The 26,625-nt window shown below is 65.0% G+C and carries 15 protein-coding genes and 1 riboswitch; of the genes, 9 read left to right on the forward strand and 6 right to left on the reverse strand.

Annotated features, from left to right (window positions below; translation table 11 throughout):
• Positions 1-506 precede the first annotated feature (506 nt).
• Positions 507-2,216, forward strand: a complete 1,710-nt coding sequence (gene ggt, locus DYQ94_RS03520) for a gamma-glutamyltransferase (protein ID WP_126966880.1) — start codon at positions 507-509, stop codon at positions 2,214-2,216.
• 79 nt (positions 2,217-2,295) lie between these two features.
• Positions 2,296-4,134 (forward strand): methyl-accepting chemotaxis protein, encoded by a 1,839-nt coding sequence (locus DYQ94_RS03525; protein ID WP_160955118.1) that lies wholly within the window; start codon positions 2,296-2,298, stop codon positions 4,132-4,134.
• 9 nt (positions 4,135-4,143) lie between these two features.
• Here DYQ94_RS03525 and DYQ94_RS03530 read toward each other — a convergent pair whose 3' ends face one another.
• Together DYQ94_RS03530 and DYQ94_RS03535 are read right to left on the reverse strand one after the other, a co-directional pair.
• The gene (locus DYQ94_RS03530) at positions 4,144-6,117 is read right to left on the reverse strand and encodes a prolyl oligopeptidase family serine peptidase (RefSeq protein WP_126966879.1); all 1,974 of its coding nucleotides are present in this window, start codon (positions 6,115-6,117) and stop codon (positions 4,144-4,146) included.
• Positions 6,118-6,421: 304 nt separating this feature from the next.
• Complete coding sequence (locus DYQ94_RS03535) at positions 6,422-9,193, reverse strand: TonB-dependent receptor (protein WP_160955120.1); 2,772 nt, start codon at positions 9,191-9,193, stop codon at positions 6,422-6,424.
• Between the two features lie 432 nt (positions 9,194-9,625).
• Positions 9,626-9,723, forward strand: a riboswitch (TPP riboswitch).
• 114 nt (positions 9,724-9,837) lie between these two features.
• Between DYQ94_RS03535 and thiC the strand changes: the two genes are divergently transcribed.
• The 4 genes from thiC to DYQ94_RS03555 all read left to right on the forward strand — a co-directional run bounded on the left by thiC (position 9,838) and on the right by DYQ94_RS03555 (position 18,368).
• Positions 9,838-11,715, forward strand: a complete 1,878-nt coding sequence (gene thiC, locus DYQ94_RS03540; RefSeq protein WP_126966878.1) for a phosphomethylpyrimidine synthase ThiC — start codon at positions 9,838-9,840, stop codon at positions 11,713-11,715.
• A gap of 423 nt (positions 11,716-12,138) precedes the next feature.
• On the forward strand, positions 12,139-14,472 hold the full coding sequence (locus DYQ94_RS03545; protein ID WP_126966897.1) for a winged helix-turn-helix domain-containing protein: 2,334 nt from the start codon (positions 12,139-12,141) through the stop codon (positions 14,470-14,472).
• Between the two features lie 110 nt (positions 14,473-14,582).
• A complete protein-coding gene (locus DYQ94_RS03550) occupies positions 14,583-15,476 on the forward strand; it encodes a helix-turn-helix domain-containing protein (RefSeq protein ID WP_126966877.1) in 894 nt (297 codons plus the stop codon).
• 48 nt (positions 15,477-15,524) lie between these two features.
• The gene (locus DYQ94_RS03555) at positions 15,525-18,368 is read left to right on the forward strand and encodes a TonB-dependent receptor plug domain-containing protein (RefSeq protein WP_024940092.1); all 2,844 of its coding nucleotides are present in this window, start codon (positions 15,525-15,527) and stop codon (positions 18,366-18,368) included.
• A gap of 287 nt (positions 18,369-18,655) precedes the next feature.
• Here DYQ94_RS03555 and DYQ94_RS03560 read toward each other — a convergent pair whose 3' ends face one another.
• Together DYQ94_RS03560 and ppa are read right to left on the reverse strand one after the other, a co-directional pair.
• Positions 18,656-19,804 (reverse strand): HDOD domain-containing protein, encoded by a 1,149-nt coding sequence (locus DYQ94_RS03560; RefSeq protein WP_024940091.1) that lies wholly within the window; start codon positions 19,802-19,804, stop codon positions 18,656-18,658.
• Positions 19,805-19,917: 113 nt separating this feature from the next.
• Positions 19,918-20,454, reverse strand: a complete 537-nt coding sequence (gene ppa / locus DYQ94_RS03565; protein WP_005990841.1) for an inorganic diphosphatase — start codon at positions 20,452-20,454, stop codon at positions 19,918-19,920.
• A 198-nt stretch (positions 20,455-20,652) separates the two neighbouring features.
• Here ppa and DYQ94_RS03570 point away from each other — a divergent pair, with 198 nt between their 5' ends.
• Positions 20,653-21,135, forward strand: coding sequence for a hypothetical protein (locus tag DYQ94_RS03570; RefSeq protein WP_126966896.1), 483 nt, complete (start codon positions 20,653-20,655; stop codon positions 21,133-21,135).
• Between the two features lie 273 nt (positions 21,136-21,408).
• Here DYQ94_RS03570 and DYQ94_RS03575 read toward each other — a convergent pair whose 3' ends face one another.
• Positions 21,409-23,436, reverse strand: coding sequence for a sodium-translocating pyrophosphatase (locus DYQ94_RS03575; RefSeq protein WP_046344188.1), 2,028 nt, complete (start codon positions 23,434-23,436; stop codon positions 21,409-21,411).
• A 249-nt stretch (positions 23,437-23,685) separates the two neighbouring features.
• Here DYQ94_RS03575 and DYQ94_RS03580 point away from each other — a divergent pair, with 249 nt between their 5' ends.
• A complete protein-coding gene (locus DYQ94_RS03580; RefSeq protein WP_126966876.1) occupies positions 23,686-24,210 on the forward strand; it encodes a hypothetical protein in 525 nt (174 codons plus the stop codon).
• Positions 24,211-24,472: 262 nt separating this feature from the next.
• Here DYQ94_RS03580 and DYQ94_RS03585 read toward each other — a convergent pair whose 3' ends face one another.
• The gene (locus DYQ94_RS03585; RefSeq protein WP_126966875.1) at positions 24,473-25,729 is read right to left on the reverse strand and encodes a 6-phosphofructokinase; all 1,257 of its coding nucleotides are present in this window, start codon (positions 25,727-25,729) and stop codon (positions 24,473-24,475) included.
• A 157-nt stretch (positions 25,730-25,886) separates the two neighbouring features.
• Between DYQ94_RS03585 and DYQ94_RS03590 the strand changes: the two genes are divergently transcribed.
• Positions 25,887-26,450, forward strand: a complete 564-nt coding sequence (locus DYQ94_RS03590; RefSeq protein ID WP_024940086.1) for an adenylate kinase — start codon at positions 25,887-25,889, stop codon at positions 26,448-26,450.
• Positions 26,451-26,625 lie beyond the last annotated feature (175 nt).

Consider the following 26,625-nt stretch of genomic DNA (forward strand, 5'->3'; position numbering starts at 1 on the left):
GGGCAGATGGTGGCGATGTCGGTGATGTCGTTCATGTCATTCGAAACTTTTGGTGGTCCCTGAAACGCGAAACCCCGCGCCGTTGCCGGTGCGGGGTCTGATCGAAGCCTTGTGTGTCTGTTGCCTACACGAAGTCCCGTCCCGCACCGGTTGGCGAGGTAATAAGTACGAGCACGAGAAGCGACGCTGCCGACGCGCCGATCGGCGCGGACACTGGGGCGTTCGAGGTGGTGTGGCGGTGCGACATGTGACTGAGATAACCATCGCTGCAGGTGGGGTGTCAACCCTTGCGCATGAAACGGCCGCATCAATCGGCGCTGTGCCGCGCGAAACCGCGTGGCAGCAGCATGGTTGCTGTTGAAACCGCATCGTTGCAGGGTGGTGACGGGCGATGCGAGTCACTAAATGCGCGGTATTTGTGCTGACAGGCAGCGCTTGTCGAGCGAGGCGGCCCGACCCGCTGGTATGGTTGGCCACTTATCTGTGGTGTCCGGGGATCTTCTGTCATGCGTCGCGTACCTGTGTTGTTGATGTCTGCCTTGGCGCTGCTCGCGCCGCCCCTCACTGCTGCCGACCGGATCACCGGGCAGCCGTTCGCCACCCGCTCGGAAGTCATCGCCCCGCATGCGATGGCGGCGACCTCGCAGCCGTTGGCCACCCAGATCGCGCTGGATGTGATGAAGGAGGGCGGCTCGGCGGTGGACGCGGCGATTGCTGCCAATGCCGCGCTGGGCCTGATGGAGCCCACTGGCAACGGCGTCGGCGGGGATCTGTTTGCGATCGTCTGGGACCCCAAGACCAGCAAGCTCTACGGCTACAACGGCTCGGGCCGCTCGCCCAGGTCGCTGACTCTGGCCGAGTTCCAGCGCCGTGGGCTGAAGGACATACCGCCGACCGGCCCGTTGCCGGTCTCGGTGCCGGGCGCGGTGGATGGCTGGTTCGCGCTGCACGAGCGCTTCGGGCGCAAGCCGATGGCGCAGAACCTGGCCCCGGCGATCCGCTACGCCCGTGAGGGCCATCCGGTAGCAGAGACCATCGCCTATTACTGGGACCGCTCGGTGCCGCGGCTGTCGCAGTACCCAGGCTTCAAGGAGCAGTTCACCATCGACGGCCATGCCCCGCGCAAGGGCGAGCTGTGGAAGAACCCGAACCTGGCCAACACCTTGCAGCAGATTGCCGACGGCGGCCGCGATGCGTTCTACAAGGGCGACATCGCCCGCACCATCGGCGCCTATTTCAAGGCCAATGGCGGCTACCTGAGTTACGAGGATCTGGCCAGCCACACCGGCGAGTGGGTGGAGCCGGTGTCCACCAACTACCGTGGTTATGACGTCTGGGAGTTGCCGCCCAACAGCCAGGGTATCGCCGCACTGCAGATGCTCAATATCCTGGAGGGCTACGATTTCTCCAAGATCCCGTATGGCTCGGCCGAGCATGTGCACCTGTTCACCGAAGCCAAGAAGCTGGCCTTCGCCGACCGCGCGCGCTTCTATGCCGACCCGGCGTTCCAGCCGGCGCCGCTGGCCAGGCTGATTTCCAAGGACTACGCCGCGCAGCGTCGTTCGCTGATCTCCATGGACAAGGCGCTCAAGGAAGTGCAGCCGGGCACGCCCAAGCAGCTGGAAGAAGGCGACACCATCTACATGACCGTGGCCGATGCCGACGGCATGATGGTGTCGCTGATCCAGTCCAATTACCGCGGCATGGGCAGCGGCATGGCCCCGCCCGGGCTGGGCTTCATCCTGCAGGACCGCGGCGAGATGTTCGTGCTGAAAAAGGATCACCCCAACGGCTACGCGCCGGGCAAGCGGCCGTTCCAGACCATCATTCCCGCCTTCGTCACCAAGGACGGCAAGCCGTGGCTGAGCTTCGGGGTGATGGGCGGGGCGATGCAGCCGCAGGGGCACGTGCAGATCGTGATGAACCTGGTGGACTTCCATATGAATTTGCAGGAGGCCGGCGACGCGCCACGCATCCAGCATGAAGGCTCCACCGAGCCGACCGGCCAGGCCACCGCGATGAGCGACGGCGGCGAGGTCAACCTGGAAACCGGCTTCTCCTACGACACCATTCGCGCGCTGATGCGCAAAGGCCACCGGGTGATCTTTGCCGATGGCCCGTATGGCGGGTACCAGGCGATCGCGCGCGACCCGGCCAGCGGGGTGTATTACGGCGCTTCGGAAAGCCGCAAGGACGGGCAGGCCGCCGGCTACTGAGCGGGCGCTTGCGGTGCGTGGCGCCGCTCAATTGCAACCGCAGTGCGCCGCTAATGATGGTGATGGATTAGGAAAGCCCATGAGCTCGATGCAACAGCCCGATCCGCCGTCGCAAACGCATGCGGCGCTGCTCCCCGATGCACCGGTCGCGCTGTTGCGGCTATCGGCCGAGGCCTGCGTGGTGGCCTGCAACCGCGCAGGCCTGGATGTCCTGGGCAAGACCGCCGGCGAGCTGCAGGGCGCACCGGCGTCGGTGTTGTGGGGATTGTCCGCAGCCGATCTGATCGGCGAAGACGGCGTCTGGGCGGCCCCGGGCGACGACCCGGCCCGGCGCGTGCGCTATGTGCGCGACCGCGAGCACGGTGGCTGGATGCTGTCGTTGCCGCATGTGGAAACCGCGATCCTGCTGCGCGAAGCCACCCGCCTGGCCGACGACAGCCGGCCGGTGCCGATCTCGCCGCTGCTGCAGCCGCTGGTGGCGCGCCTGCAGGCCGAACACGAAGACCGCACCGTGCTGGAGCGCACCGCCAACGCGTTGGCCGGTTGCGAACTGGAACTGCTGCTGCCGCCCGGTCTGGCGGAGACCGACATGGGGCGCCGGCTGCAGGCCGGCTTCGGCAATCTGGCCGAAGCGATCCGCCAGGCCGTGGCGTTGTCGGTGCAGATCGCCGCCGAAGTGCCGCCGCTGGTGGCCGAAAACGACGGCATGGTGCGTCAGTCGCAGGCGCAGGCCGATGCACTGGATGGCGCCCGCACGGCGGTGCAGCGGCTCTCTTCGAGCCTGCAGGACGTCAACGCCGATCTGACGCAGGTGATTGCGCTGGCCGCCAGTGCCGACGACAGCGCACGTCAGGGCGTCGCCGCCGCACATGCGCTGGGCCAGGCCATGCACGAAGTGGAACGTCGCGCCGCGCGTGCCGGCGAGGTCATCGAAGTCATCGACTCGGTGGCGTTCCAGACCAATATCCTGTCGATCAACGCCGGCATCGAAGCCGCGCATGCCGGCGATGCGGGGCGCGGGTTCGCGGTGGTCGCCACCGAGATCCGCCGCCTGGCCGAACGGGCGGCAGCGGCTGCGCGCGACGTGCGCGCGATCCTGGCCGAAACCAGCGCCGCGGTGGGCGAGGGTGCGGCCTCCGCGCGCGGCACCGAAGCGGTACTCGACGGCATCACCCGCGTGCTCGGCCAGGCCAGCAGCGCGATGACCACGGTGGCCGGGCGGATCCAGGCGCAGGACGGCGAGATTCGCGGCATCGAACGTGCCGTCGATGGCGTGGTGGCGCTGGGTCGCAGCAACCTGCAGCATGCCGCGCACGTGGCCGAACGCAGCGAGGCGCTGGAGCGCGGTACCGAAACGCTGCGCGATTGCGTGGGCCTGTTCCGTCTGCCGGCCGACCCGCTGACAGTGCCTCGGCACGCGCGCGTCAAGGAACTCGCCGTGGCGACCGCCGCTCGTATCGGCACTGCCCTGGCGCAGGCCATCGCACGCGGCCAGATCGACGAAGCGGCGCTGTTCGCCCGCACCTACACGCCGATTGCCGGCGTGGAGCCGGCCAAGTTCACTACCGACTTCGATGCGCTTTGCGACGAGGTATTGCCGGCCTTGCAGGAGCCGCTGCTGGATGCGCATCCGTGGATCGTGTTCGCCATCTGCGCCAATCCCGACGGCTATGTGCCCACGCATAATCTGCGCTTCACCCAGCCGCTGACCGGCGATCCCAAGCGCGATCTGGTCGGCAACCGCACCAAGCGCAAGTTCACCGACCGCGTCGGCCGCAGCGTGGGCGCGCACACCGACCCGTATCGCCTGCAGGTCTACCGCCGCGACACCGGCCAGATCATGTTCGACCTGTCGGCCCCGATCTACGTCGGCCGCAAGCACTGGGGTGGTTTGCGGGTGGGCTATACGCTGGACTAGCTTGCGTGGTCACTGCGGCGCGGCGGATACGGCACTGGACGTCGTCGCTGTGGTGGTGTCACCCAACTGCTCGGCAAGAAAGCGTTCGAGGGTGCGGTAAAAGGTGATCTGATTGGCTTCCTTGTAGAAACCGTGGCCTTCCTTGGCAACGGCCATCCACTGCGGCGCGTTGCCGCTGCGCGTCAATGCCGCGCGCAGGCTCTTGGCCTGTGCAAACGGGGCGCGTTCGTCCTCTTCGCCGTGCACGAGCAGCACCGGCACCTTGATGCGCTCGGCCAACATCACCGGGGAGTGCGCGGCCAGTTCGGCGGCATCACGGCCGATGGCGCGCTCCAGATAATTCAGGCCGTACTCGCTGCGATTGATGTCGCCCTTGCTGTACATCATCTGCAGATCGTAGATGCCGGCCACACCGACCGCGCAGCGGAACAACTCCGGCGCCTTGACCTGCACCATCATGGCGGCATACGCGCCGAAACTGGCGCCGTAGCTGCAGATGCGCGTCTGATCGGCCAGTCCCTGGCCCACTGCCCAGCGTACGCCGTCGATCAGATCGTCCTGGATGCGTTCGCCCCACTGGCGATACCCGGCGCGCTCGAACCGGTTGCCACGACCCAGGCCGCCGCGATAGTTGACCTGCAGCACCAGATACCCGCGGCTGGCCAGGAACTGGGCGTCGGTATCGAAGGCCCAGCCATCGCCATCTGCGTGCGGGCCGCCGTGCGGCAGCAGGACCATCGGCATGCGCACCCCGTTTGCGGCGTTGCCGGGAACGGTGAGCACGCCGTCCAGGGTCAAGCCGTCGCTGGCTTGAAAGGTCACCATGCGCCGCTCGCTCATCTGCGCCGCCTGCAATGCATTGCGTGCCTTGATGACGAGTTTGAGCGTATTGCTCGGCCGGTCGAAGATGTACCAGGCTCCGGCATCGCGGTCGCTGTAGGCCCTCAGCAGCAGGCCATTGCCGTCCTCGGTGAAATTGATGAAGTCCACGTACTGGCCGGCCAGGGTCTGGCTCAGGCTCCGGTGCAGTTGCGCTTCGGCGGTGTCCTGCTCGAAATAGCGCAGTGTCGGCCGTCCTGGCCCCAACCGTGCAGCAAACGGCGTTTGCGGCGCCGAACCCCACTGCAGGTCATCCACGCTGTAGAACGGGTCCGACGCAAGCACGCTGCGCTGCTGGCCATCGGGATCGGTGGCCACCAGGACTGCAGGGCCACCCGCGTCGCTGTACCAGCCATAGAGGCGGCCCGGCTGCCGCGCGAATGCGATCGGTCGCCAGCTGGCCTGGACCTGGGTCATTGGCGACCAGCCATTGCCCGAGCGGCGGAACAGCAACGGGTTATCGTTGTCGTCGGTGCCGTACGCGTAGTGCGCCACGCCATCGTGGTCGAGCACGAACCGCAGATCGGGGACGTCGATGTCGGCCATCAGGCGATGGGTGGTGGTGTTGGCGTCGACGTCGTAGAGCATCGAGTGGCGCGAGTCCAGTGACAGACGCCGCATGTAGAAGTGCCCGTTGCGGCGACTCGGCAGGCCCTCGATATAGCCGAATCCGCGCTCCAGGCCCGCATTGCGCGTGCTTTGCAGGTAGCCGTACACATAGCGCTGATTGCTGCCATCCAGATCGGTGGCGATGATCTCGCCCATCGGCACGGGTTCTTCCAGCGAGCCGAGTTTGCGCCCCTTGCCGATCACCAGCCGCCGGTCGCTGACCCAGGCAATGCGCACCGGCAATTCATAGCGCGGCAAGCGCAGCATCGTGGTGGATTGCATGCCGGCGATGCGGTAGACCACCAGCGCGTAGTTGCCATCGCCCAGATCCGCACTGACCGCCAGATGCTTTCCATCGGGTGACATCGCCGGCGAGGTGATCGGACCGGATTCGACGAATGCCTCGACAGGCGGCGCAGAGGCGGCCTGCGCGGTCCCTGAAAATATTCCCGTCAGCAGCACTGCCGCCCAGCCAAACCGGTGCATCCCCTGCATCTGCGTCGTCCATCCCCTGTTTCACAGAACGATAACGAACCGGCGACGGCTGTGGCAAGTAGGTCCAAAAAAAAAGCCGCCGAAGATCGGCGGCAGGGAGAGAGAGCGGGTTTCTTGTTGTAGTGACTGCAGGCTAGCGGGGTGATGTGCCGTGGAAATGTCCCTGCATGGCGCCGCTGGCGTGCTGCGTGCCAGGCGGCCGCCTGCGTGTCAGCCCTGGCACATGCACAACGACCTCCCGAGGGAGGCCGTTGTGACAACCGGCGTATCCAGCCAGCGGGCCCGGCGGCCCAAGGGCGCGCGATCAGAAGCGCTGGGTGTACTGCAGGTAGCTGTAGCGTCCCGGGATGGCATAGGCCGAATCGAACGAATTGGCAGAAGCGCTGAGCGCCACCGGCGGGTCGCGGTCGAAGACGTTGTTCAAACCCACGCGCACGGTTGCATTCCACGGCAGCTGGTAAGACACCTGCATGTCGTTGAACGCAGTCGCCGCGACGTGGCGATAGTTGCCGGTGTCGTCCAGCTCCGAGTCATAGTCCTTCATGCCCGAGTAGTACCGCACGGCCCAGTTGGCGGCCAGGTTGCCGTAGCTCCAGTCCAGGGTGAGCGTGCCGCGCGTGCGCCAGTTCGGGTTATCGGTGTGGTAGATGCCGTTGTAGCTTTCCCAGGCCGAATTGTCGTCCTGCTTCTGCTCGTTGACGGCCACGTAGGTCGAATCCAGCGTCAGCATGAACTGGCCGATCGCGGTCTGCGGCAGCTTGTAGCGCGCGGTGAAATCGTAGCCCTGCATGCGTTGCTCGCCGACGTTCACCGGCTGGATCACCAGGCCGGTGATGGCGCCGGTGGCATCGCGGGTGACCAGGTCGCAGAACGCCGAGACATTGAACTGATAACACTGCGACAGGATCTGGTTGGCGCTGAATTCGGTGATGGCGTCGGTGATCCTGATCTTCCACCAGTCCAGCGACACATCCAGGCCTTGCACCGAGGCGGGGCTGTAGACGAAACCGAGCGTGGCGTTCTTGGACTTTTCCGGCTGCAGGTTGGCGTTGCTGGTGTAGGTGAACGGATAGATGGTCTGGCCGGAGTTGCCGCTGGCGCTGTTGTACTCGGCCACGTAATTGGCCGGTACGCCGCCGGCCGCGCACGCGGCGGCAATCGCGCCGGTGTAGGAGGTGCTGTTGGTCGAGCAGGGATCGGAATAGGTATCGAAGCTGTCCGATGCGCCCAGGTACAGGTTTTCGATCGATGGCGCGCGGAAGCCGGTAGCGTAGTTGCCACGGATCAACAGGTCGGCGACCGGCTTCCACTTGAAACCGAATTTGCTGTTGGTGGTGCTGCCGAAGGTGTTGTAGTCCGAGTAACGCACGGCTGCGCTCAATTCCAGCAATTGCGCACCGGCCACATCCTTCAGCAGCGGAATCGCCACTTCGGTGTAGTAGTCGTTGAGCGTGTACGAGCCGGAGGTGGGCGTAAACGAATTGCCCGAGGTGTAGCCGGCCGAAATCAACGCATCCGGCGAGGAGAAGCCGCTTTCCTCGCGATGCTCGACGCCGGCGGCAAAGCTCATCCAGCCGGCAGGAAGCTCGAACAGATCGCCGGTGAGGTTGGCGGTGAAACTGCTGTTCTTGTACTGATAGGTGTTGTGCGCGGTGAACAGGATGTAGTCCAGCATCTCCTGAGTCACGCCACCGGCCGGCGACAGTGGGTTGAATGGCACGCAGCCGGCAATGACTGCGCCGCCGCTGTCCAGGCACGACAGGGTGCCATTGACGATGGCGGATGCGCCGAGCGCATTGCCCAGGTTGAGCAGATTGACGTCGCCGTACTGGGTTTCGGTCTGGTCGGTCTGATTGTGCGCAAAGCCCACATCCCAACTGAACTGCCTGTCCGCAAACTGGAAGTCGCCTTCCAGCCCGGTATACACGTGCGAGGTCTTGACGTCCTGCTGGTAGGTGCGCGCGAATTCGGTCAACCGATGCGACCAGCCCACATCGCGTCCGTCGCCGCCGTAGACGCTGTTGTACGGGTTGTAGTAGCTGTCGCCGCTCATCAGGATGCCGGTGTTGACCGAGGCCAGCGGAAAGCCGGCCAGCTGCTGCGACGATTGGCGGCGGTTATAGAGCCCATCGAACTTGAAGCGCACGTTGTCGGTGAGTGCGTAGTTGCCTTGCACGTACAAGGCATCGCGCTTCTGCGGCGTGACCAGGTAATTGTCCTTGGCGTAGTTGTAGCCGTAGTCGGAGGTATTGAAGGCGGTGTACTGGTCCAGACCGTAGCGCGGATAATTGCTGTCGCCGCTGGCGGTTGCGCTGCCGGGCAACACGGTCCAGGCACCGCTGTTGCCACCTGCACGCAGACGGCCACTTGCCGAGTAGCTGCTGTATGCCGACGACCCTGCGCCATACACCGGCTCGGCCGAGATCTCGCGGTCGCCTGCCATCACCGCATCTTCCTTGACGCTGGACAGCCCGATCACCAGGTTGCCACGCTCGCTGGTGGCACCCACGGTGGCATCGAACGAGGTGCGCTGACCGTCGCCCTGGCCGTACTGGCCGACGTAGGCATTGACTTCGGCACCATCGAAATCGCTGCGGGTGATGATGTTGACCACACCGGCGATGGCATCGGAGCCATAGATCGACGAGGCGCCGTCCTTGAGCACTTCCACCCGCTCCACGATGGCCGACGGGATGGTGTTGAGATCCACCGAGCCGGACAGGCCCGACACCCAGCGCCGTCCGTTGACCAGGACCAGGGTGCGCGAGGCACCCAGGTTGCGCAGGCTCACGGTGGCCGAGCCGTCGCCGCCGTTGTTGACGGTGGAGTTCATCGTTGCGCCATTGGAGGGGATGCGCTTGAGCACGTCGGCCACCGAGGTCAGGCCCTGCTTCTCGATGTCCTGACGCGTGAGCACAAGCACCGGTTGCGAATTTTCCACATCGACAGAGCGGATGCGCGAGCCGGTGACTTCGATCTTGTCCAGATTGGTCGGACTCTTGTCGGTCTGTTCCTGGGCAACGGCACTGGTGGTGATGCACAGGCCGATGGCGATCGCGAGCGAGCCCCGACGCAGGGTCGGGTGGAGCGTGGACATAGTCATGTGTACGGCGATTCCCGGTAGAGGAGGAACGACAGCGCGATCCCCGTTGGATGGCACCTGCGCATGTACGTCTTCATCGACACGACACGCAGGCTTAGCGGGAATTTAACGAGCGGGTGTCGCCACCGTTTTTCGCCAATCGGCGCCTTGTTGCGCTCCGTCGCGCACAGTGCGCGGGCGCGCCATGCAATGCCGTGGCGAGGCCGTGCATGTGCACCGCCGACCTGCGGTGGCAGGCGGAGACATATGTCGCTGTGGAAGGCGAGGCTACTGCTGCACGCTCTGCCAGGTGGGCAGCGTTCGCTGCCCAGAACGGCATGCGCCGCTGGCGCAGTCGGTGCGGGCGCGTTGCCGACGCCCCGCGATATTTTTTTCAGCCGCGCAGGGTGCGATGTGGTTTAATCGCCGCCGAAGTGGGGGTACCGCAGTGCGCTGCGGTTGAGATAGTCCCTTCGAACCTGATCCGGCTGATACCGGCGTAGGGAAGCTTCGTTAGATGCGATGGTCCGTGCCTGTACGGGCGCATCGCCATTGAGCGCCGCCGCTTCGTCCGCCTGCGAATCCTTCGCAGGGCCAGCGCCGTGGGTGCTGGTCTTCCAGCACACAGGACGAACGCCATGAATGCCGCGCCGACCGTTTTGCAGCAACAAGCCCAGTCGCTGTCCGAGGCTGTGACCCAGCCGATTCCAGGCTCCCGCAAGATCTTCGTGCAGGGTTCGCGCGCCGACCTGCAGGTGCCGATGCGCGAGATTGCATTGACCCGCACACCAACCCTGTTCGGTGGCGAGGACAATGCGCCGCTCAGCGTCTACGACACCTCCGGGCCGTATACCGACCCGCATGCCGCGATCGATCTTGCCGTCGGTCTGGCGCCGCTGCGCGCGCGCTGGATCGCCGAGCGTGGCGATACCGTGGCACTGGATGGCCTGAGTTCCAGCTTCGGCCGCGGCCGCGAGCACGATGCGCGCCTGGATGCGGTGCGCTTTCCTGCGCGGCGCCTGCCACGCGTGGCGCGCGAGGGTGCCAATGTCACCCAGATGCATTACGCGCGGCGCGGCATCATCACCCCGGAAATGGAGTTCGTGGCGATCCGCGAAAACCAGCGCCTGGAAGCGGTGGCCGACGCGATGCTGCGCAAGCAGCATCCGGGCGAAGCCTTCGGTGCCGCGATCCAGCAACGCATCACACCGGAATTCGTGCGTGACGAAATCGCACGCGGCCGCGCGATCCTGCCCAACAACATCAATCACCCGGAAAGCGAGCCGATGATCATCGGTCGCAATTTCCTGACCAAGATCAACGCCAACATCGGCAACAGTGCGGTGTCGTCCGGCATTGCGGAAGAGGTCGAAAAGCTGGTGTGGTCGATCCGCTGGGGCGGCGACACGGTGATGGACCTGTCCACCGGCAAGCACATCCACGAAACGCGCGAATGGATCATCCGCAATTCGCCGGTGCCGATCGGCACGGTGCCGATCTATCAGGCGCTGGAAAAGGTCGACGGGCGTGCGGAAGAGCTTACCTGGAAGATCTTTCGCGACACCTTGATCGAGCAGGCCGAGCAGGGCGTGGATTACTTCACCATCCACGCCGGCGTGCTGCTGCGCTATGTGCCGCTGACGGCAAAGCGGGTCACCGGCATCGTCTCGCGCGGCGGCTCGATCCTGGCCAAGTGGTGCCTGGCCCATCACAAGGAAAACTTCCTCTACACGCACTTCGAAGACATCTGCCAGATCATGAAAGCCTATGACGTGGCGTTTTCGCTGGGCGATGGCCTGCGCCCGGGCTGCATTGCCGATGCCAACGATGCAGCCCAGTTCGGAGAGCTGGAAACGCTGGGCGAGTTGACCAGGATCGCCTGGAAGCACGATGTGCAGACCATGATCGAAGGTCCGGGGCACGTGCCGATGCAGCTGATCAAGGAAAACATGGACAAGCAGCTGCGCGAATGCGGCGAGGCGCCGTTCTATACCCTGGGGCCGCTGACCACCGATATCGCGCCCGGCTACGACCACATCACCAGCGCCATCGGTGCGGCGATGATCGGCTGGTTCGGTACTGCGATGCTTTGCTATGTCACGCCCAAGGAACATCTGGGCCTGCCCAACCGGCAGGACGTACGCGACGGCATCATGGCCTACAAGATCGCCGCACATGCTGCGGATCTGGCCAAGGGGCATCCCGGTGCGCAGGTGCGTGACAACGCCTTGAGCAAGGCGCGTTTCGAATTCCGGTGGGACGACCAGTTCCATCTCGGGCTGGATCCGGAAAAGGCCAGGGAGTTTCACGACGAAACCCTGCCCAAGGAGGCGCACAAGCTGGCGCACTTCTGCTCGATGTGCGGGCCGCATTTTTGCTCGATGAAGATCACCCAGGACGTGCGCGATTACGCGGCCGAGCACGGTATGGGCGAGGCGCATGCCTTGTCGGCGGGAATGGAAGAGAAGTCGGCGCAGTTTCTGGCGCAAGGCGCGCAGGTGTATCGCGCCACGTGACATGCGGCAGCATCGTCACGTTGCAGCAGACCGACTGGCTGCTTAGGAAAAATTCAGCTTCGGCTTAGTCAGATCGCAGCGCGGTACGCAAGTGCCGCGCGGTGACTGCGTTGCAAGCGGTTACAGCCCGCAAGCATTTCGCGGCATTTTCCTGAATCGCAGATAAAAAAATCGCGCCAGAGGCGCGAAGGGGACATCGTAATTATTTGAATTCGTCGGCGAGAGAGAGAGAGCCTGACGTCGCCACCTGTCGTAGGGAAGCAACGAGGCATAGAGTAAAATTTGCACCAAATGGATGCATGACACAGTTGGTTGTGGTCCTTTGCTGAATTTGGCGTTTCGCGCGAAGTGCGTGTTGCGTTCTTTGTAGTCTTGCATGCCGATGCGTGTTTCTTGCCGATGAGTGTTACTCCCGCTAATGCCTTGCCATCGGGCCGGTTACGTGTCGGCCAATGCGTGGTCGACGTCGCCTCGCGCGAAGTGCATGCGCCCGGCGCCAAGCGCGCCGCGCGTCTGGCGCCGAAATCCCTGGCGGTATTGCTGACGCTGGCGCGGCAGCCGGGCCAGGTGGTGACGCGCGAGCAACTGCTGGCCGAGGTCTGGCCCGACACCTTGCCGACCAACGACGTGGTGACCCAGGCGGTCACGCAACTGCGCAAGGCATTGGCCAGCAACGGCAGCCAGCGCTTCGAGCATATCGAGACCATTGCCAAGACCGGCTATCGGCTGCTGGCCCCGGTTGCGTGGGAGCAGCCGTCGGACGGTCCGGCCGATGTTGCCGCGCCCGCGACGGCGGTGACTGCATCGGACAAGGAGCCCGGCGAGCGCAACCGCACCGCCGGCGTCACCGCGACTGCTGCAGTGGAGCGCAGCCCGGTCACCCGGCAGCCTCCAGCATCGGTTCCGCCTGCGTCGGCTGCAGTGCGGCAGCGCCGATGGATGGCCTTGGCAGTGGCCAGCGTGGCCTTATTGGTGGTGCTGGGACTGGCGGCGCGGACGCTGTGGATGCGCGCGCCGGATCGCGACGCGGCAGCGGCCTCGGCAGTGCTCGGCAGCCCCAAGCGCCCGTACCAGATCATCACCGCGGGCGGCGGATTCGATCTCATGCCCAGCCTGTCGCCGGACGGGGCGATGGTGGCCTATGCCTCGCTGACCAGCGATCGCGCAGGCACCTCGATCCTGGTCAAGACCACCAACAACGCCTACCCGCGCGTGCTGGACACGCCGGCGGCCGGTATTTCCGATCGGCTGCCGGCCTGGTCACCGGATGGGCGCGAGATCGCCTTCTCGCGGCAGGCGCCCGATGGCAGCTGCCGCATCATGATCGCTGCTGCCAACGGCCCGGCTGCCGCACGCGAGGTGGCGCGCTGCGATGGCGCGGACATGCTGAGTTTCAGTTGGTCGCCGGACGGCCGTGCCCTGCTGTTCGGCAGCATGACCGGCATGCACGGGTCGCCGCGCATGCGGCGGCTGGATCTGGAAACCGGCCAATGGCAGCCGCTGCGCTACAGCGCGCAACCGAGCGACTTCGACTACACGCCGCGCTATTCGCCCGACGGGCACTGGATCGTGTTTCTGCGCAATCCGCAGCTTGGCGATCTGTGGCGCATTCCGGCAAGCGGCGGAACCGCCGAGCGGCTGACCCACGACAACGCCGATATCCGTGGCTGGAGCTGGTTGCCCGACGGCAGCGGGCTGATCTTCGGGCGTCGTGTGGACAGCGAAGCGCGGCTCTACCGGCTCGATCTGGTCGACCGCAGCCTGCATGACTTCGGTGTGGACGATGCGCAGGCACCGGATGTGGCGCATGGTCATCTGGTCTTCGTGCAGCGCAAACCGCAATTTGGCGTGTATCAGGTCATTCACGACCCCATGAATGGCGGCTACATTCGCCGCCGGCTGTTTCCTTCCAGCGGGCGCGACGATCAGCCGATGATTGCGCCGGACGGGCGCCAGTTAATCTTTGCCTCCAATCGCTCCGGTGCGTACGGCCTGTGGTGGGGCGATGTCGGCAAGCCCGGCTCGGTGCGCCTGATCGAAGGCCTGCGGCCGGATGCGCGCCAGGCCGCCGACTGGTCGGCCGACTCGCAACACGTGCTGGTCAGCGGCAGCGATGCGCACGGGCATGCGGCACTGTTCGAAGTGACCCCGAGTACCGGCAAGGCGCTGCGGCTCCCGGTGCCGCAGCCGCGACCGTTGCAGGCGATCCATGTTCCCGATCCCGATCAGTTGTTGGTGGTGGCTGCCGCCGATGACGGGCGCACCTTTGCCACGCTCTACGACAGACGCAGTGCTCCATGGCGCGCGCTGGCGTCGCTGCAGGACGTCTCGCAGCTGCGGCTGGACCGCGCCAGCGGCCAGGTATTGCTGACGCGTCTGACCGGCGGCGGGCTATGGCAGGTCGCCCCGTCGCTGGCCGCCGACACCTTGCGACCGGTCGATCCGCAGCAGCCATCGCGCTGGCGCTATCGCAGCTGGGCTCCCGGCGCGCGCGGGCAATTGCATTACCTGTCGTCCACCGACGCCTGTGCCACCTATGACAGCGACCTGCGCGGCGGTGTCGGGCGCTGCATGGATGCGGCCAAGTACACCACCATCAATGGTTTCAGCGTGGATCAGCGCAGCGGCGCGTTGTATGTGGCATTGGCAGAAGAAGACGGCAGCTCGATTGCCTTCATGGCGTTGCCGGAGCGCCTGGCCACGCCGTTGGGTGTGATATCCAACCTGTTGATCGTGTTGAGGAAAATCGCTTCGTAAGTTCTTCGGAAAGACTTCGTGGCAATTTCGGCAGACCTTCGTCGGAACTTCCTGACTGACGCCAGATTCGGCAAAACACTACGCCCTCTTTTGTACAGGGGGCTGCCACCATGCAACAGGTCATCACCGCAGATCGCGGGCTCGCACTTTGCTTGGACGGTGCCAGCGAGCCGACGTCGACGACCTGTCTGGCGGTCTCCCGCCTGGGCAGCATCCGGACCGCCGCGGCCACGTTCACGCTGTGGGTGCAGTTGCGCGGCCGCGCCTGGGTGGAGTCAAAGGAAGGGCGCTTCCGTCTGCGCGCCGGCGACTGGATCGCCTTCGACAAGGAATCGCATCCCACCGTACAGGCCGACCGCAGCGCGCTCTGTGTCGGCGTCAGCCTCGATGGCGACAGTCTGCAGTCGCTGGCCGAGTTGACCGACGCCACGTTGTATCCGGGACGCAGCCAGCTGTCGCGTGGCGATCTGCGCATTGCATTGCGTCTGTGGCGTAACGCGGCTGCGCAGAGCGGCGGTGCATCGGCACGCCCGTTGTTGCTGCATCTGGCTGCGATGCAGCGCGACTTCATCGCGCAGGAGCAGCGCTGCCCTGGGCGTTCGCGCAGCCGTCGCCGTCAGGTCTTCGGTCGCATGCAACGCGCGCGGCTGTATCTGGAAGGCAACAGCGACCGCGTGGTGCGCATCGCTGAGCTGGCGCAGCTGACCAACTTCTCCAGCTGGTATGTGTCCAAGACGTTCCAGAGCCTGTACGAGGAAAGCCCGCAGGCCCTGTCGGCGCGCCTGCGCCTGGAACGCGCCTCCGATCTGCTGCGCGATACCTCGATGATGATCGGTGAGGTTGCGGCCGCAAGCGGGTTCGACAATTGCTGCAGCTTTGCGCGTGCATTTCGTGCGCGTTTCGGTGTCTCCGCATCGCATTACCGCGACCAAACGACAAATCCGCCAGATTCGGCAAAGCCACGGAGCGTGACGCGCAAAGCGACGATGTTCACGCAATCGTAATTTGCACAGGGGCGCTTAACGCGCCACTAACGAACCCTGGAGAGATTGATGAACCTTCGCACCTCCGCAGTGCGGCTGGGCCTGTTGCCCGCCGGTATTGCGATCGCGTTGACGCCGGCATTTGCCGTCGCGCAAGAATCGACCACCACGCTGGACCGTATCGAGATCACCGGCTCGCGCATCCGCAGCGCCGATGTCGAGACCCAGCAGCCGATTTTGACGCTTGACCGTCAGGCACTGGAAAAGCAGGGTCTGACCTCCGTCGCCGACGTGCTGCAGAACCTGACCTCCGCTGGTTCGCCGGCGATCTCGCGCGCTGATGCGCTGTCGTCGGGCGAAGACGTCGGCGGTTACTACGTCGATCTGCGTAACCTCGGCGCGCAGCGTACGTTGGTGCTGGTGAACGGTAAGCGTCTGGGTGCATCGACCTCCGGTCTGCAGGATCTCAGCCAGATTCCGATGTCGGCAATCGAGCGTATCGAAGTGCTGAAGGATGGCGCCTCGTCCATCTACGGTTCCGATGCCATTGCCGGTGTGGTCAACGTCATCACCCGCAAGCGTTTCGACGGCGCTGAAGCCAGTGTGCAGTTCGGCCAGTTCGGTCAGGGCGACGGCGATACCACGCAGTACTCCTTCACTGTCGGTTCGCAGGGCGAGCGCGGCGGCGTGACGCTGTCGGCCGAGTACTCCAAGCAGGATCCGGTGTTCGCCAAGAACCGCTGGTTCAGCCGCGATGGCTCGCGTGGTCCCAACTCCACCCCGAACAGCTGGAGCCCGATCAGCCAGAACGGCTCGTGGTGCAATCCGCTGCAGGTCGACTGCGCAGATCCGGACACCGCGGTGTGGCAGACCCTCAATGCCGGTGGTAACCCGAACAACCCGGCCGACTATCACCCCATCACCCCGGCCGAGTACGCCAACTCGAACCAGCAGATGATGGTGCAGACCGGTATCGAGCGGAAGTCGGTGTTTGCCAACGTCAACTACGACGTTGCCGATGCCATCACCTTCAACGCCGACATCGCTTACAACGAGCGCACGACCGACGGACAGATCGCGGGTTATCCGTACCAGTCCGGTTCGTTCGGCACGCCGCTGGAAGCCGGCAGCGCGTTCAATCCGGTTGGCCAGGACGTCGATTTCCGTCGCCGCCTTTGGGAAGTGCCGCGCGCCACCGAAAACCAGCTCAAGACCCTGCGCTTTGCGCCGACCTTGAGCGGCTACTTCGATCTCGGTGGCAAGACCTGGGACTGGGACGTTGGCGCGTTGTGGAATCGCAACGAGAACACCAAGCGCAGCCGTGGCGACATGAGCCTGATCGCATCGCGTCAGGCACTGGGCCCGTCCTTCATCAACGGCCAGGGCGTTGCACAGTGCGGTACCGCTGCCAACCCGACCCCGCTGTCGGCGTGCCGTCCGTGGAACCCGTTGCTGCCGTACAACGTTGCAGGTCAGGGCTCGCTCGCCGATCCGGCGTTGCAGGAATTCCTGTTCCCCACCTTCACCGACACCGGCCTGACCAAGACCACCAGCTTCACTGCCAACCTGTCCGGTTCGATCGTTGAACTGCCGGCTGGCGACCTGGGCATTGCGGTCGGCTATGAACACCGCAAGGAAGAAGGTCGCTTCTCTCCTGACGCATTCGCGCAGTCGGGCGAGAGCACGGGCCTGGGTGCCAAGACCACGCAGGGCGAATACTCGCTGGACGAGGTCTACCTCGAATTGAATGTGCCGCTGCTGAGCGACGTCGCATTCGCCAAGGAACTGACCTTCAACGCTGCGACGCGTTACTCGGACTACAGCAACTTCGGCGACACGCTGAACTCCAAGTTCGGCCTGACCTGGCGTCCGCTGGAAGACCTGCTGGTGCGTGCGACCTATGCGGAAGGCTTCCGTGCGCCGACCATCAGCGATCTGTACGGCGGCCTGAGCAGCAGCTTCGAGGATTACATCGACCCCTGCGGCGTCGGTGCCCCGAACAGCGTCAACGGCAATGCGGCCTGCACCAATGCCGGCGTACCGTTGGGCTACACCCAGCTGGGTCAGGGCTTCGTGCCTTGCACGACCTACCCGTGCCAGACGCCTGACGAATTCGTCAGCGGTGCCAACCCGAACCTGAAGCCGGAAACCTCCACCAGCAAGACCGCTGGTCTGGTGTGGAGCCCGCGTTGGGTGCAGGGCCTGGATATCTCGCTGGATTGGTACCGCTACGAGATCAACGACATGATCATCGCCGATAGCGTCGACCGTATCCTGCGCGACTGCTACGTGCTGGGCAATTCGGAGCGCTGCGCAGGCGTGACGCGTGCAGCCGACGGCCATATCTCCTCGATGACCTACGGCGTGGCCAACCTCGGCCAGATGGAAACCGAAGGCTACGACCTGGGCGTGAAGTACCGTTTGCCGGAAACTGCAATCGGCTCTTTCACCCTGGATTGGCAGACCAGCTACGTCAGCAAGTACGACGAAGCCGGCCAGGACAGCGCGGGCAACGCCATCATGATCGGCCGCGTCGGCGAGCCGGGCATCTTCCGCGTGCGTTCCAACGTTGGCGTGAACTGGGCGCTGGGTGATTTCGGCGTCAACTACACCCTGCGTTACTACTCGGGCATGAAGGAAAGCTGCATCACGCTGGCCGAGGGCTATTGCGACGCCCCCGACCATTTCGCCAACGGCGAATCCGATCCGCTGCGCCACACCGGTTCCAACACCTTCCACGACCTGCAGGTCAACTGGAAGGCACCGTGGGACGCAACGATCGCACTCGGCGCGAACAACGTGTTCGATCACCGCGGTCCGCTGCAGTACTCGGCACCGAACAGCAGCTTTGCCTATTACGGCGGCTTCGAAATCGGTCGCTTCGTGTACATGAAGTACACCCAGCGTTTCTGATCCATCGACGCGCTGTAGCATGAGGGACGGGCCGCAAGGCCCGTCCTTTTTTTATGGTGAGGTGGATGCGATGCAGGCCTCTGCGGCCCTCATGATCAAAGCGACCGTGGCGACGGTCAGCCGACGCCACTGCCATCACTGATGACATCTGCACTGGTGTGGCGAGCCGCCGATCGGAAAGGAGGTGCCGGCTGCACTTCAGCGGCTGCGTTTCAGTGCGGCCTTGTTGCAGTGATGCGGCAAAAAAAACGCGGCTTTCGCCGCGTTTTTTTTCATTCACAGGCAGCTCAAGCCTCGGCAAGCCCCAGCAAGGTATCGGCCTGTTCGCGCCAGGTTGGCAGGCGGGCGAGCACGCCGACCTTGGACAGGTACTCTTCGTCCACGGTTTCGCCGCTGGCCAATGCGGTCGCCACATGCACCGCGCCGGTCACCCAGAAACTGCGCAGGCTGGAGCGCTGCGGGTGGCGATGGAAGGCCACCGCTTCGATGATCGGCATCGGCAGGCCCCACAGGCCGAGCAGGTAAGCACCGGCTTCGGTATGGCCCAGGCGGTCGTCGCCGCCTTCCAGCGGCGGTTCGCGCTCGTCGCGCACGCCGGGCAGCAACAAGCCGATATCGGCCAGCAGCGCGGCGGTGGAGCCCAGTTCTGCGCTGGTCGGCGGCAACACCTTGGCGGCCAGTCGCGAGGAGAGCAGGGCGCGGCGCTGCATCGCATTGCGCTCGGCCGGGGTCAGCGTCTGCACCGAGAACACTTCGCTGGCCAGGACCAGGTCGCGCAGCGTGGCCACGCCCAGGCGGGTCACTGCCGTGCGCAGATCGGTGATGCTGCGGCCGCCGGAGAAGAATGCGGAATTGCACAGCTGCAGCACCTTGGCGGCAATCGCCGGATCGCCGGCGATCAGCTTGGCGATATCGGCCGCGTCGGCGCCATCGTCTTCTTCCAGTGCATGCATCAGGCTCAGATACAGATGCGGCGGCGACGGCAGTTTTTCGATCCGGCCGATGGCGGCGCGCAAGCGCGGATTGCCGAGCAGATCGCGCAGTTCTTCCAGGCTGGTGATGGCTTCGAGCAGGACTTCCGGGGCCAGCGGCACCGGCAGAAAGCGGTGCGCCACGCCAATGATGCGAGCCGGCGGGGTGCGCTGACCATCCTGGGCATCGATCAGGGCGATGCGGATGGTGTCCGGGCGCAGCGTACGGATCTGCCCCAGCAACGTGGCGGACGTGAGATCGGGCAGGACGGGGGCGACGATGACCGCGTCGAACGGCGATAACGCGGCCGCCTCGATCGCCGAATTGCCGTCGGCCACCTGCTGCACCTGCCACTGATCACCCAGATCGGCGACATAGTCGCTCAATTCGGACGGAAGACTGGCTTCGTCCCCAACAAACAGAATACGCAAGACACTTCCCCAAGAGTCACCGGTGACAGACACCGGCCAAACGCTGTCGGCAATGTACCCAATCTGCCGCCGGCGGTCACCGGGATCACGCCGGAAGCGTGATCCCGATCGCCCCGCGGTTGCGGGGCTGCGTCACGGTCGTTGGATCAGGGTGCGTCGGAATTATAGCGTTCCACCGACTCCACCAGGATGCGCTTGGCCTCTGCCGCGCCGCCCCAGCCATCCAGCTTGACCCACTTGCCCTTCTCCAAGTCCTTGTAATGCTCGAAGAAATGGCCGATGCGCTCCATCCAGTGGCTGGACACCTGGTTGATGTCCTCGATATGCGCGTAGCCGGAGAAGATCTTCTCGATCGGCACCGCCAGGATCTTTTCGTCGCTGCCGGCCTCATCGCTCATGCGCAGTACGCCCACCGGACGGCAACGCACCACCGAGCCAGGCACCAGCGGCAGCGGCAGCACCACCAGCACGTCGGCCGGGTCGCCGTCGCCGCACAGGGTGTTGGGCACATAGCCGTAATTGCAGGGGTAACGCATCGGGGTGGACAGGATGCGGTCGACGAAGATCGCGCCGCTGGCCTTGTCCACCTCGTACTTGACCGGCTCCGAATCCTTCGGAATTTCGATGACGACGTTGATTTCTTCCGGCAGATTCTTGCCGGAGGTGACCAGTTCAAGACCCATGCGCGTAACTCCCGAGGCGTCATCTAGTGTGTGGAGCGCGATTCTACGCGTTCGGCTGTTGCGGTGCAGCGACACTGAATGGGCAATGTTCTGACCGCCGTGTGCGGCATAGCCCGCATTCATCCCGGGGAGCTCTCCGATCGTTGCGGCCCGCGGCGCGGCGCACGCTGCAGACTCATCCACTGCTCGGGAACTGCCATGTTCAAGCCTGTGCGTTTGCTCGTTGTGCTGCTGCTCTCCGGTGCCTGCCAGCTCGCCTCTGCGGCGACGCCGGCGCCGACCTTCGTCGATGCGGTGGACTGGCCCGCCAATGGCGAAGGCTGGGAGGCCTTTGTCGATCTGGAGCAGCGGCTGGAGCAGGATTTCGACAACATCTGCGGCGACACCTTTTGCGGCGGCGAGTTCAGCGACTACCACCCGCTGCGCTTGCGTTGCTCGGTGCACCGGGTTAGCGGCGTGGTGCGCAGCTGCATCTGGACCTTCGGGGCCAGCGAGGTCAGCGTCGACCCCGGCAGCGGGTACCTGCGCTCGGACAGTCGGGTCTGGCGCTGCACGGCGCCGCTGAAGGCAGGGACGCGTCTGGACGAGATGTACCGCACCCTGGCGGTGAACAATCCGCTGTTCGAGCCACTGCCCGGTGGGGCGCCACCGATCTATGACGGCTTGATCGGCTGCCTCTGAGGAACGCTTGCACCGCAAGCCGTGGCGCGGTGTGTTGCCCGGTGCAGCGATTGCATGCGGGCGCCGGACCTGCCCGGCGTCGGCACGTGCGAGCCGATGCGGCACGCGGGATCATTACCGCAGGCCTGTCGCGGGTCAGTAGCAGGCCGGCACGCGGCGCACACCGGCGCACGGCCCCGGGGTACGGCGCCTGGGCCCCGGAACGTGAGTCGGCACGTTCCGGGGCCGGCCTCCATCAGCTTCGATCGACCCGCGGCTTGCGAAAGGTCGGTCTCAAAGCAGCGGCACCAGCAGCAGGGCCACGATGTTGATGATCTTGATCAGCGGATTGATCGCCGGTCCGGCGGTGTCCTTGTACGGGTCGCCCACCGTGTCACCGGTGATGGCGGCCTTGTGCGCCTCGCTGCCCTTGCCGCCGAAATGGCCGTCTTCGATGTACTTCTTGGCGTTGTCCCAGGCCCCGCCGCCGGTGGTCATCGAAATCGCCACGAACAGGCCGGTCACGATCGTGCCGATCAACAGGCCGCCCAGGGCACGCGGGCCGAGCAGCAGCCCGACTACCACCGGCACCACCACCGGCAGCAGCGAAGGCAGGATCATTTCGCGGATCGCCGAGCGGGTCAGCATGTCGACTGCGCGGTCGTATTGGGGCTTGGCGGTGCCGGCCATGATCCCGGGAATCTCGCGGAACTGGCGACGCACTTCTTCGACCACGGCGCCTGCCGCGCGCCCCACTGCTTCCATCGCCATCGCGCCGAACAGATACGGGATCAAGCCGCCGATCAACAAGCCGATGATCACGCTGTGGTCGGACAGGTCGAAGGCGAAGACCTCGCCGGGATTGGCCGCCTGCAGGTTGTGCGTGTAGTCGGCAAACAGCACCAGCGCGGCCAGTGCGGCCGAGCCGATCGCATAGCCCTTGGTGACCGCCTTGGTGGTGTTGCCCACCGCATCCAGTGGGTCGGTGATGTTGCGCACCTCCGGCGGCAGCTCGGCCATCTCGGCGATGCCGCCGGCGTTGTCGGTGATGGGCCCGTACGCATCCAGTGCCACGATCATGCCGGCCATCGACAGCATTGCCGTCGCTGCGGTTGCAATGCCGTACAAACCGCCAAAATGAAACGCGCCCCAGATTGCCGCGCACACCGCGATGACCGGCAGCGCGGTGGATTTCATCGAGACGCCCAGGCCGGCAATGATGTTGGTGCCGTGGCCGGTGGTGCTTGCGGCGGCCACGTGCTGCACCGGCTTGTACTGGGTGCCGGTGTAGTACTCGGTGATCCAGACGATCAGGCCGGTAAGCACCAGGCCGATCAATGCGCAGGCGTATAAGGCCGTGGCGCCATGCGTGTTGTCGCGCATCAGCGACTGGGTGATCGGCCAGTAGGCGAGTGCGGCCAAGACGCCGGAAACAACCACGCCTTTGTAGAGCGCGCCCATGATCGAACCGCCCGCTTTGACCTTGACGAACGAGGCGCCCACGATCGACGCGATGATGGAGACGCCGCCCAGCACCAGCGGGTACAGCACCGCGTGCGGCCCGGTTTCACTCAACGTCAGGCTGCCGAGCAGCATCGTGGCGATCACGGTGACCGCATAGGTTTCGAACAGATCCGCCGCCATGCCGGCGCAGTCGCCAACGTTGTCGCCCACGTTGTCGGCGATCACCGCCGGATTGCGCGGGTCGTCCTCGGGGATGCCCGCTTCCACCTTGCCGACCAGGTCTGCGCCCACATCCGCACCCTTGGTGAAAATGCCGCCACCCAGGCGCGCGAAGATCGAAATCAGCGACGAACCGAATGCCAGCCCCACCAGCGCATGCAGGTTGCGCTCCAGCGGCAGGCCCATCGCTTGCAGCACCGCGTAATAGCCTGCTACCCCGAGCAATCCCAGCCCCACCACCAGCATGCCGGTGATGGCGCCACCACGGAACGCCACATCCATCGCACGGCCGATGCCATGGCGTGCGGCCTCGGCCGTGCGCACGTTGGCGCGTACCGACACGTTCATGCCGATATAGCCGGCCAACCCGGATAGCACCGCACCGATCGCAAACCCGATGGCGGTGTACCAACTCAGAAACAGCCCGACCAGGACGAACAGCACGCCGCCGGCAATCGAAATGGTGAGGTATTGCCGGTTGAGATACGCGCGTGCACCTTCCTGGATCGCGGCGGCGATCTCCTGCATGCGTGCGTTGCCGCTCGGCTGCGCGATCACCCAGCGTGCCGATACACCGCCATAGACGATTGCCAGGACCGCACATCCCAGCGCAAGTGGTAACCCGTAGTGTTCCAGCATGACCCCTCCCAGAGAATGGATGTCGTCCGGTCGGGACGAACCAAGGGCGATGCACGCAGCGAGTGGGGTGGCGAATACGGACTCGACGGCCATGGAGGCCGCAATGCGCGTCGCGATGTTCGGGTGGCCGGATTGCGGGCGAGTATGCGCCGCGGCCTGCGCCGCTGCCACCACTGCGGCTTTGGCGCGTCGTTCAGTCGCGGCATGACAGCCTGCGGCCAACGTGATCGAGCCGATCCAGGAGTGACGATGTCCAACCATGCCGCGTCAACATATGCCGTGACCATCGCTGCAGTGCTGCTCAGCGCCCATGCGCTCGCTGCCGACCCGACGCCGGAGCTGAAACAGCGCCCGGCCGGCACCGCGCAAGCGGTCGGTGCCGTGCACACCCTGCGCCAGATTCCAGAAGCCTGTGCGCGCCTGGAAGGCGTGTTCACCGGCAATGCTGCGCAGCCGTATACGTTGTCGGTGGTGCGCAGCAGTCCCACCTGCCAGCCACGCGCCCGCTTCGTGGATTTCGCCAAGGCCACGCCCAGCGTCGCATCGGGCTGGATCTACAACGACGTGATCCGCGTCCCCAGCGCAGCCTGCCCGGCGCAGCAGGCAGTAGTGCGCATCTGGCGCAAGCCGGTGGATGCCAAGCCGCAGCTCGATGGCCAAGGCCAGTCGCGCATCTATCTGGAAGATGCCAAGCAACAGGCTGCCGCCGGAAAGATTCCGCAGGTGCCGATGTTTGCTGCGCAGATGACGGTGGAAGGCAAGGACTGTCAGTAACTCAGGCGTCCGCTTCAGTCATTCTATTCAACGACAAACCCCGGCCAAGGCCGGGGTTGTCTGCATGACGCTTCACAAGGTCACATGCGTCGTCGCAGCGGCGCATCCGTCGGTCAATGTCGTCAAAAACCTGGACGACCAGGCGGGGCGCTGTATCGATGACCGCATGCCGTGTTGCGGTGCATGAGCACTGTGGCAGAGGTGCGAGTGGGTGTATGGGCGTGCAGCGCCCATTAGCGCTTCCGGTCGCCCACGCCGACGCTCATCCCGCCCACGTCGGCAGTTTTTTCGACACCGCCACATTCTTCAACGTCACATACTTCGGCAACCCATCGCTGCCGTAGGCCAGCGGCGCTTCGCCCTTGATCAACGGGGCGAAGTAGCGGCGGGCGCGCTCGGTGATGCCGAAGCCGTCCTTGCGCAGGAAGCTGGGCGGCATCTTCTTTTCGTGGTTGGCCACCTTGTGCAGCGGGGCCGGCACGATCTTCCAGCGGTATGGCGCGTCGCTGACGCGTTCGATCACCGGGATCACCGCGTTCATGCCCTTGAGCGCGTATTGCACCGCGGCCTTGCCGACGGCCTGTGCCTGCTCCCAGTCGGTCTTGGAGGCCAGATGGCGTGCGGAACGCTGCAGGTAATCGGGCAGGGTCCAGTGCACCTTGTAGCCGAGTTCCTGCTTGACCTGCGCGGCCAGGAACGAAGCCACGCCGCCCAGTTGCGCATGGCCGAACGAATCGGCCGCGCCGCCAGCATCGGCGACGAAGCTGCCGTGCGCGTCCTGGATGCCTTCGCTTGCGACCACCACACACCAACCGACCTTTTCCACCACCTGCTTGACCTTGGCCAGAAACGCGGCCTGGTCGTAGGCCCGCTCGGGCAGCAGGATGATCTGCGGTGCGTCGTCCGGGCCCTGGCCGGCCAGGCCTGCGGCAGCGGCCAACCAGCCGGCGTGGCGTCCCATCGCCTCGTAGATGAAGACCTTGGTCGAGGTGTCGGCCATGGCGGCGACATCCAGTGCCGCCTCCCGCACCGACACCGCGGTGTATTTGGCCGCCGAGCCGAAGCCGGGGCAGGTATCGGTCACCGCCAGATCGTTGTCGATGGTCTTGGGCACGCCGATGCAGTGCAGCGGGTAGCCATAGGCCTTGGCCAGCTGCGAGACCTTCCAGGCGGTATCGGCCGAGTCGTTGCCGCCGTTGTAGAGGAACCAGCGCACGTCATGCGCACGCAGCACATCGAGCAGGCGCTCGTACTTGGCGCTGTCTTCTTCCAGCGATTTGAGCTTGTAGCGGCACGAGCCAAACGCGCCACCCGGGGTCTGCGCCAGTGCGGCGATCGTGGCGGCGGACTCCTTTGAGGTGTCGATTAGCTCCTCGCGCAATGCGCCCAGGATGCCGTTGCGTGCGGCCAGCACCTTGATCTTGCGAGCGCGCGCCTCGGTGATCACGCCGGCGGCGGTGGCGTTGATGACGGCAGTGACGCCGCCGGATTGGGCATACAGCAAGTTGCCAGTAGACATAGGGGGGCGGGCTCCTCGATGGGACATGGCGCAGGGGACAGTGCCGGGACATTCCCCGGATGCGGTAAGCTGCACGACCATACGGTCAGCGCTGGCGAAGACCTGAGTCTAACGCCGCCAACCGCAACGCGTTTTTATTCGAAAGTGGAGTCCACTGATGCGATTGGTTCTGTTGGGACCGCCCGGTTCGGGCAAGGGCACCCAGGCGACACGTCTCAAAGACAAGTTTGAGATCCCGCATATTTCCACCGGCGATCTGCTGCGCGCCGAAGTGGCCGCCGGCTCGCCGCTGGGCCTGAAGGCCAAGGAAGTGATGGCACGCGGTGATCTGGTCTCCGACGAGATCCTGCTCGGCATGCTGGAGGCGCGGCTCGGTCAGGCCGATGTCGCCAAGGGTTTCATCCTCGACGGCTATCCGCGCAACGTGGCGCAGGCCAATGCGCTGGACGACCTGCTCGGCAAGATCGGTCAGCCGCTGGATGCGGTGGTGCAGCTGGATGTGGCCAGCGAATTGCTGGTCGAGCGCATCGCCGGCCGCGCCAAGGCCGAGGGCCGCGAGGACGACAATCCCGAGTCGGTGCGCAAGCGCCTGCAGGTCTATACCGACTCCACGGCACCGGTGATCGGTTTCTACGAACAGCGCGGCAAGCTGGCACGCGTGGACGGCGTGGGCTCGCTGGATGAAGTGCTGGAACGTATCGGCACCGCGCTCGGTCGCTGAGACGGTTCGGGCCGGGCCGTGCGCCCGGTCCATCCGCCGCGCTGGAAGCCGTCGCGGCTTGCGTAACGCATTGATTGCGCAAAAGAAAAACCCCGGACGTACAAGACGCCCGGGGCAGAATAACGCCAGCAATGAGCTTGCTCAGAGCTCCACAGCATGAGCTCCCTGGGGATTT

Origin of the sequence: Xanthomonas sp. LMG 8993 (assembly GCF_009835065.2) — a bacterium.
GTDB classification, from domain to species: Bacteria; Pseudomonadota; Gammaproteobacteria; order Xanthomonadales; family Xanthomonadaceae; genus Xanthomonas; species Xanthomonas arboricola.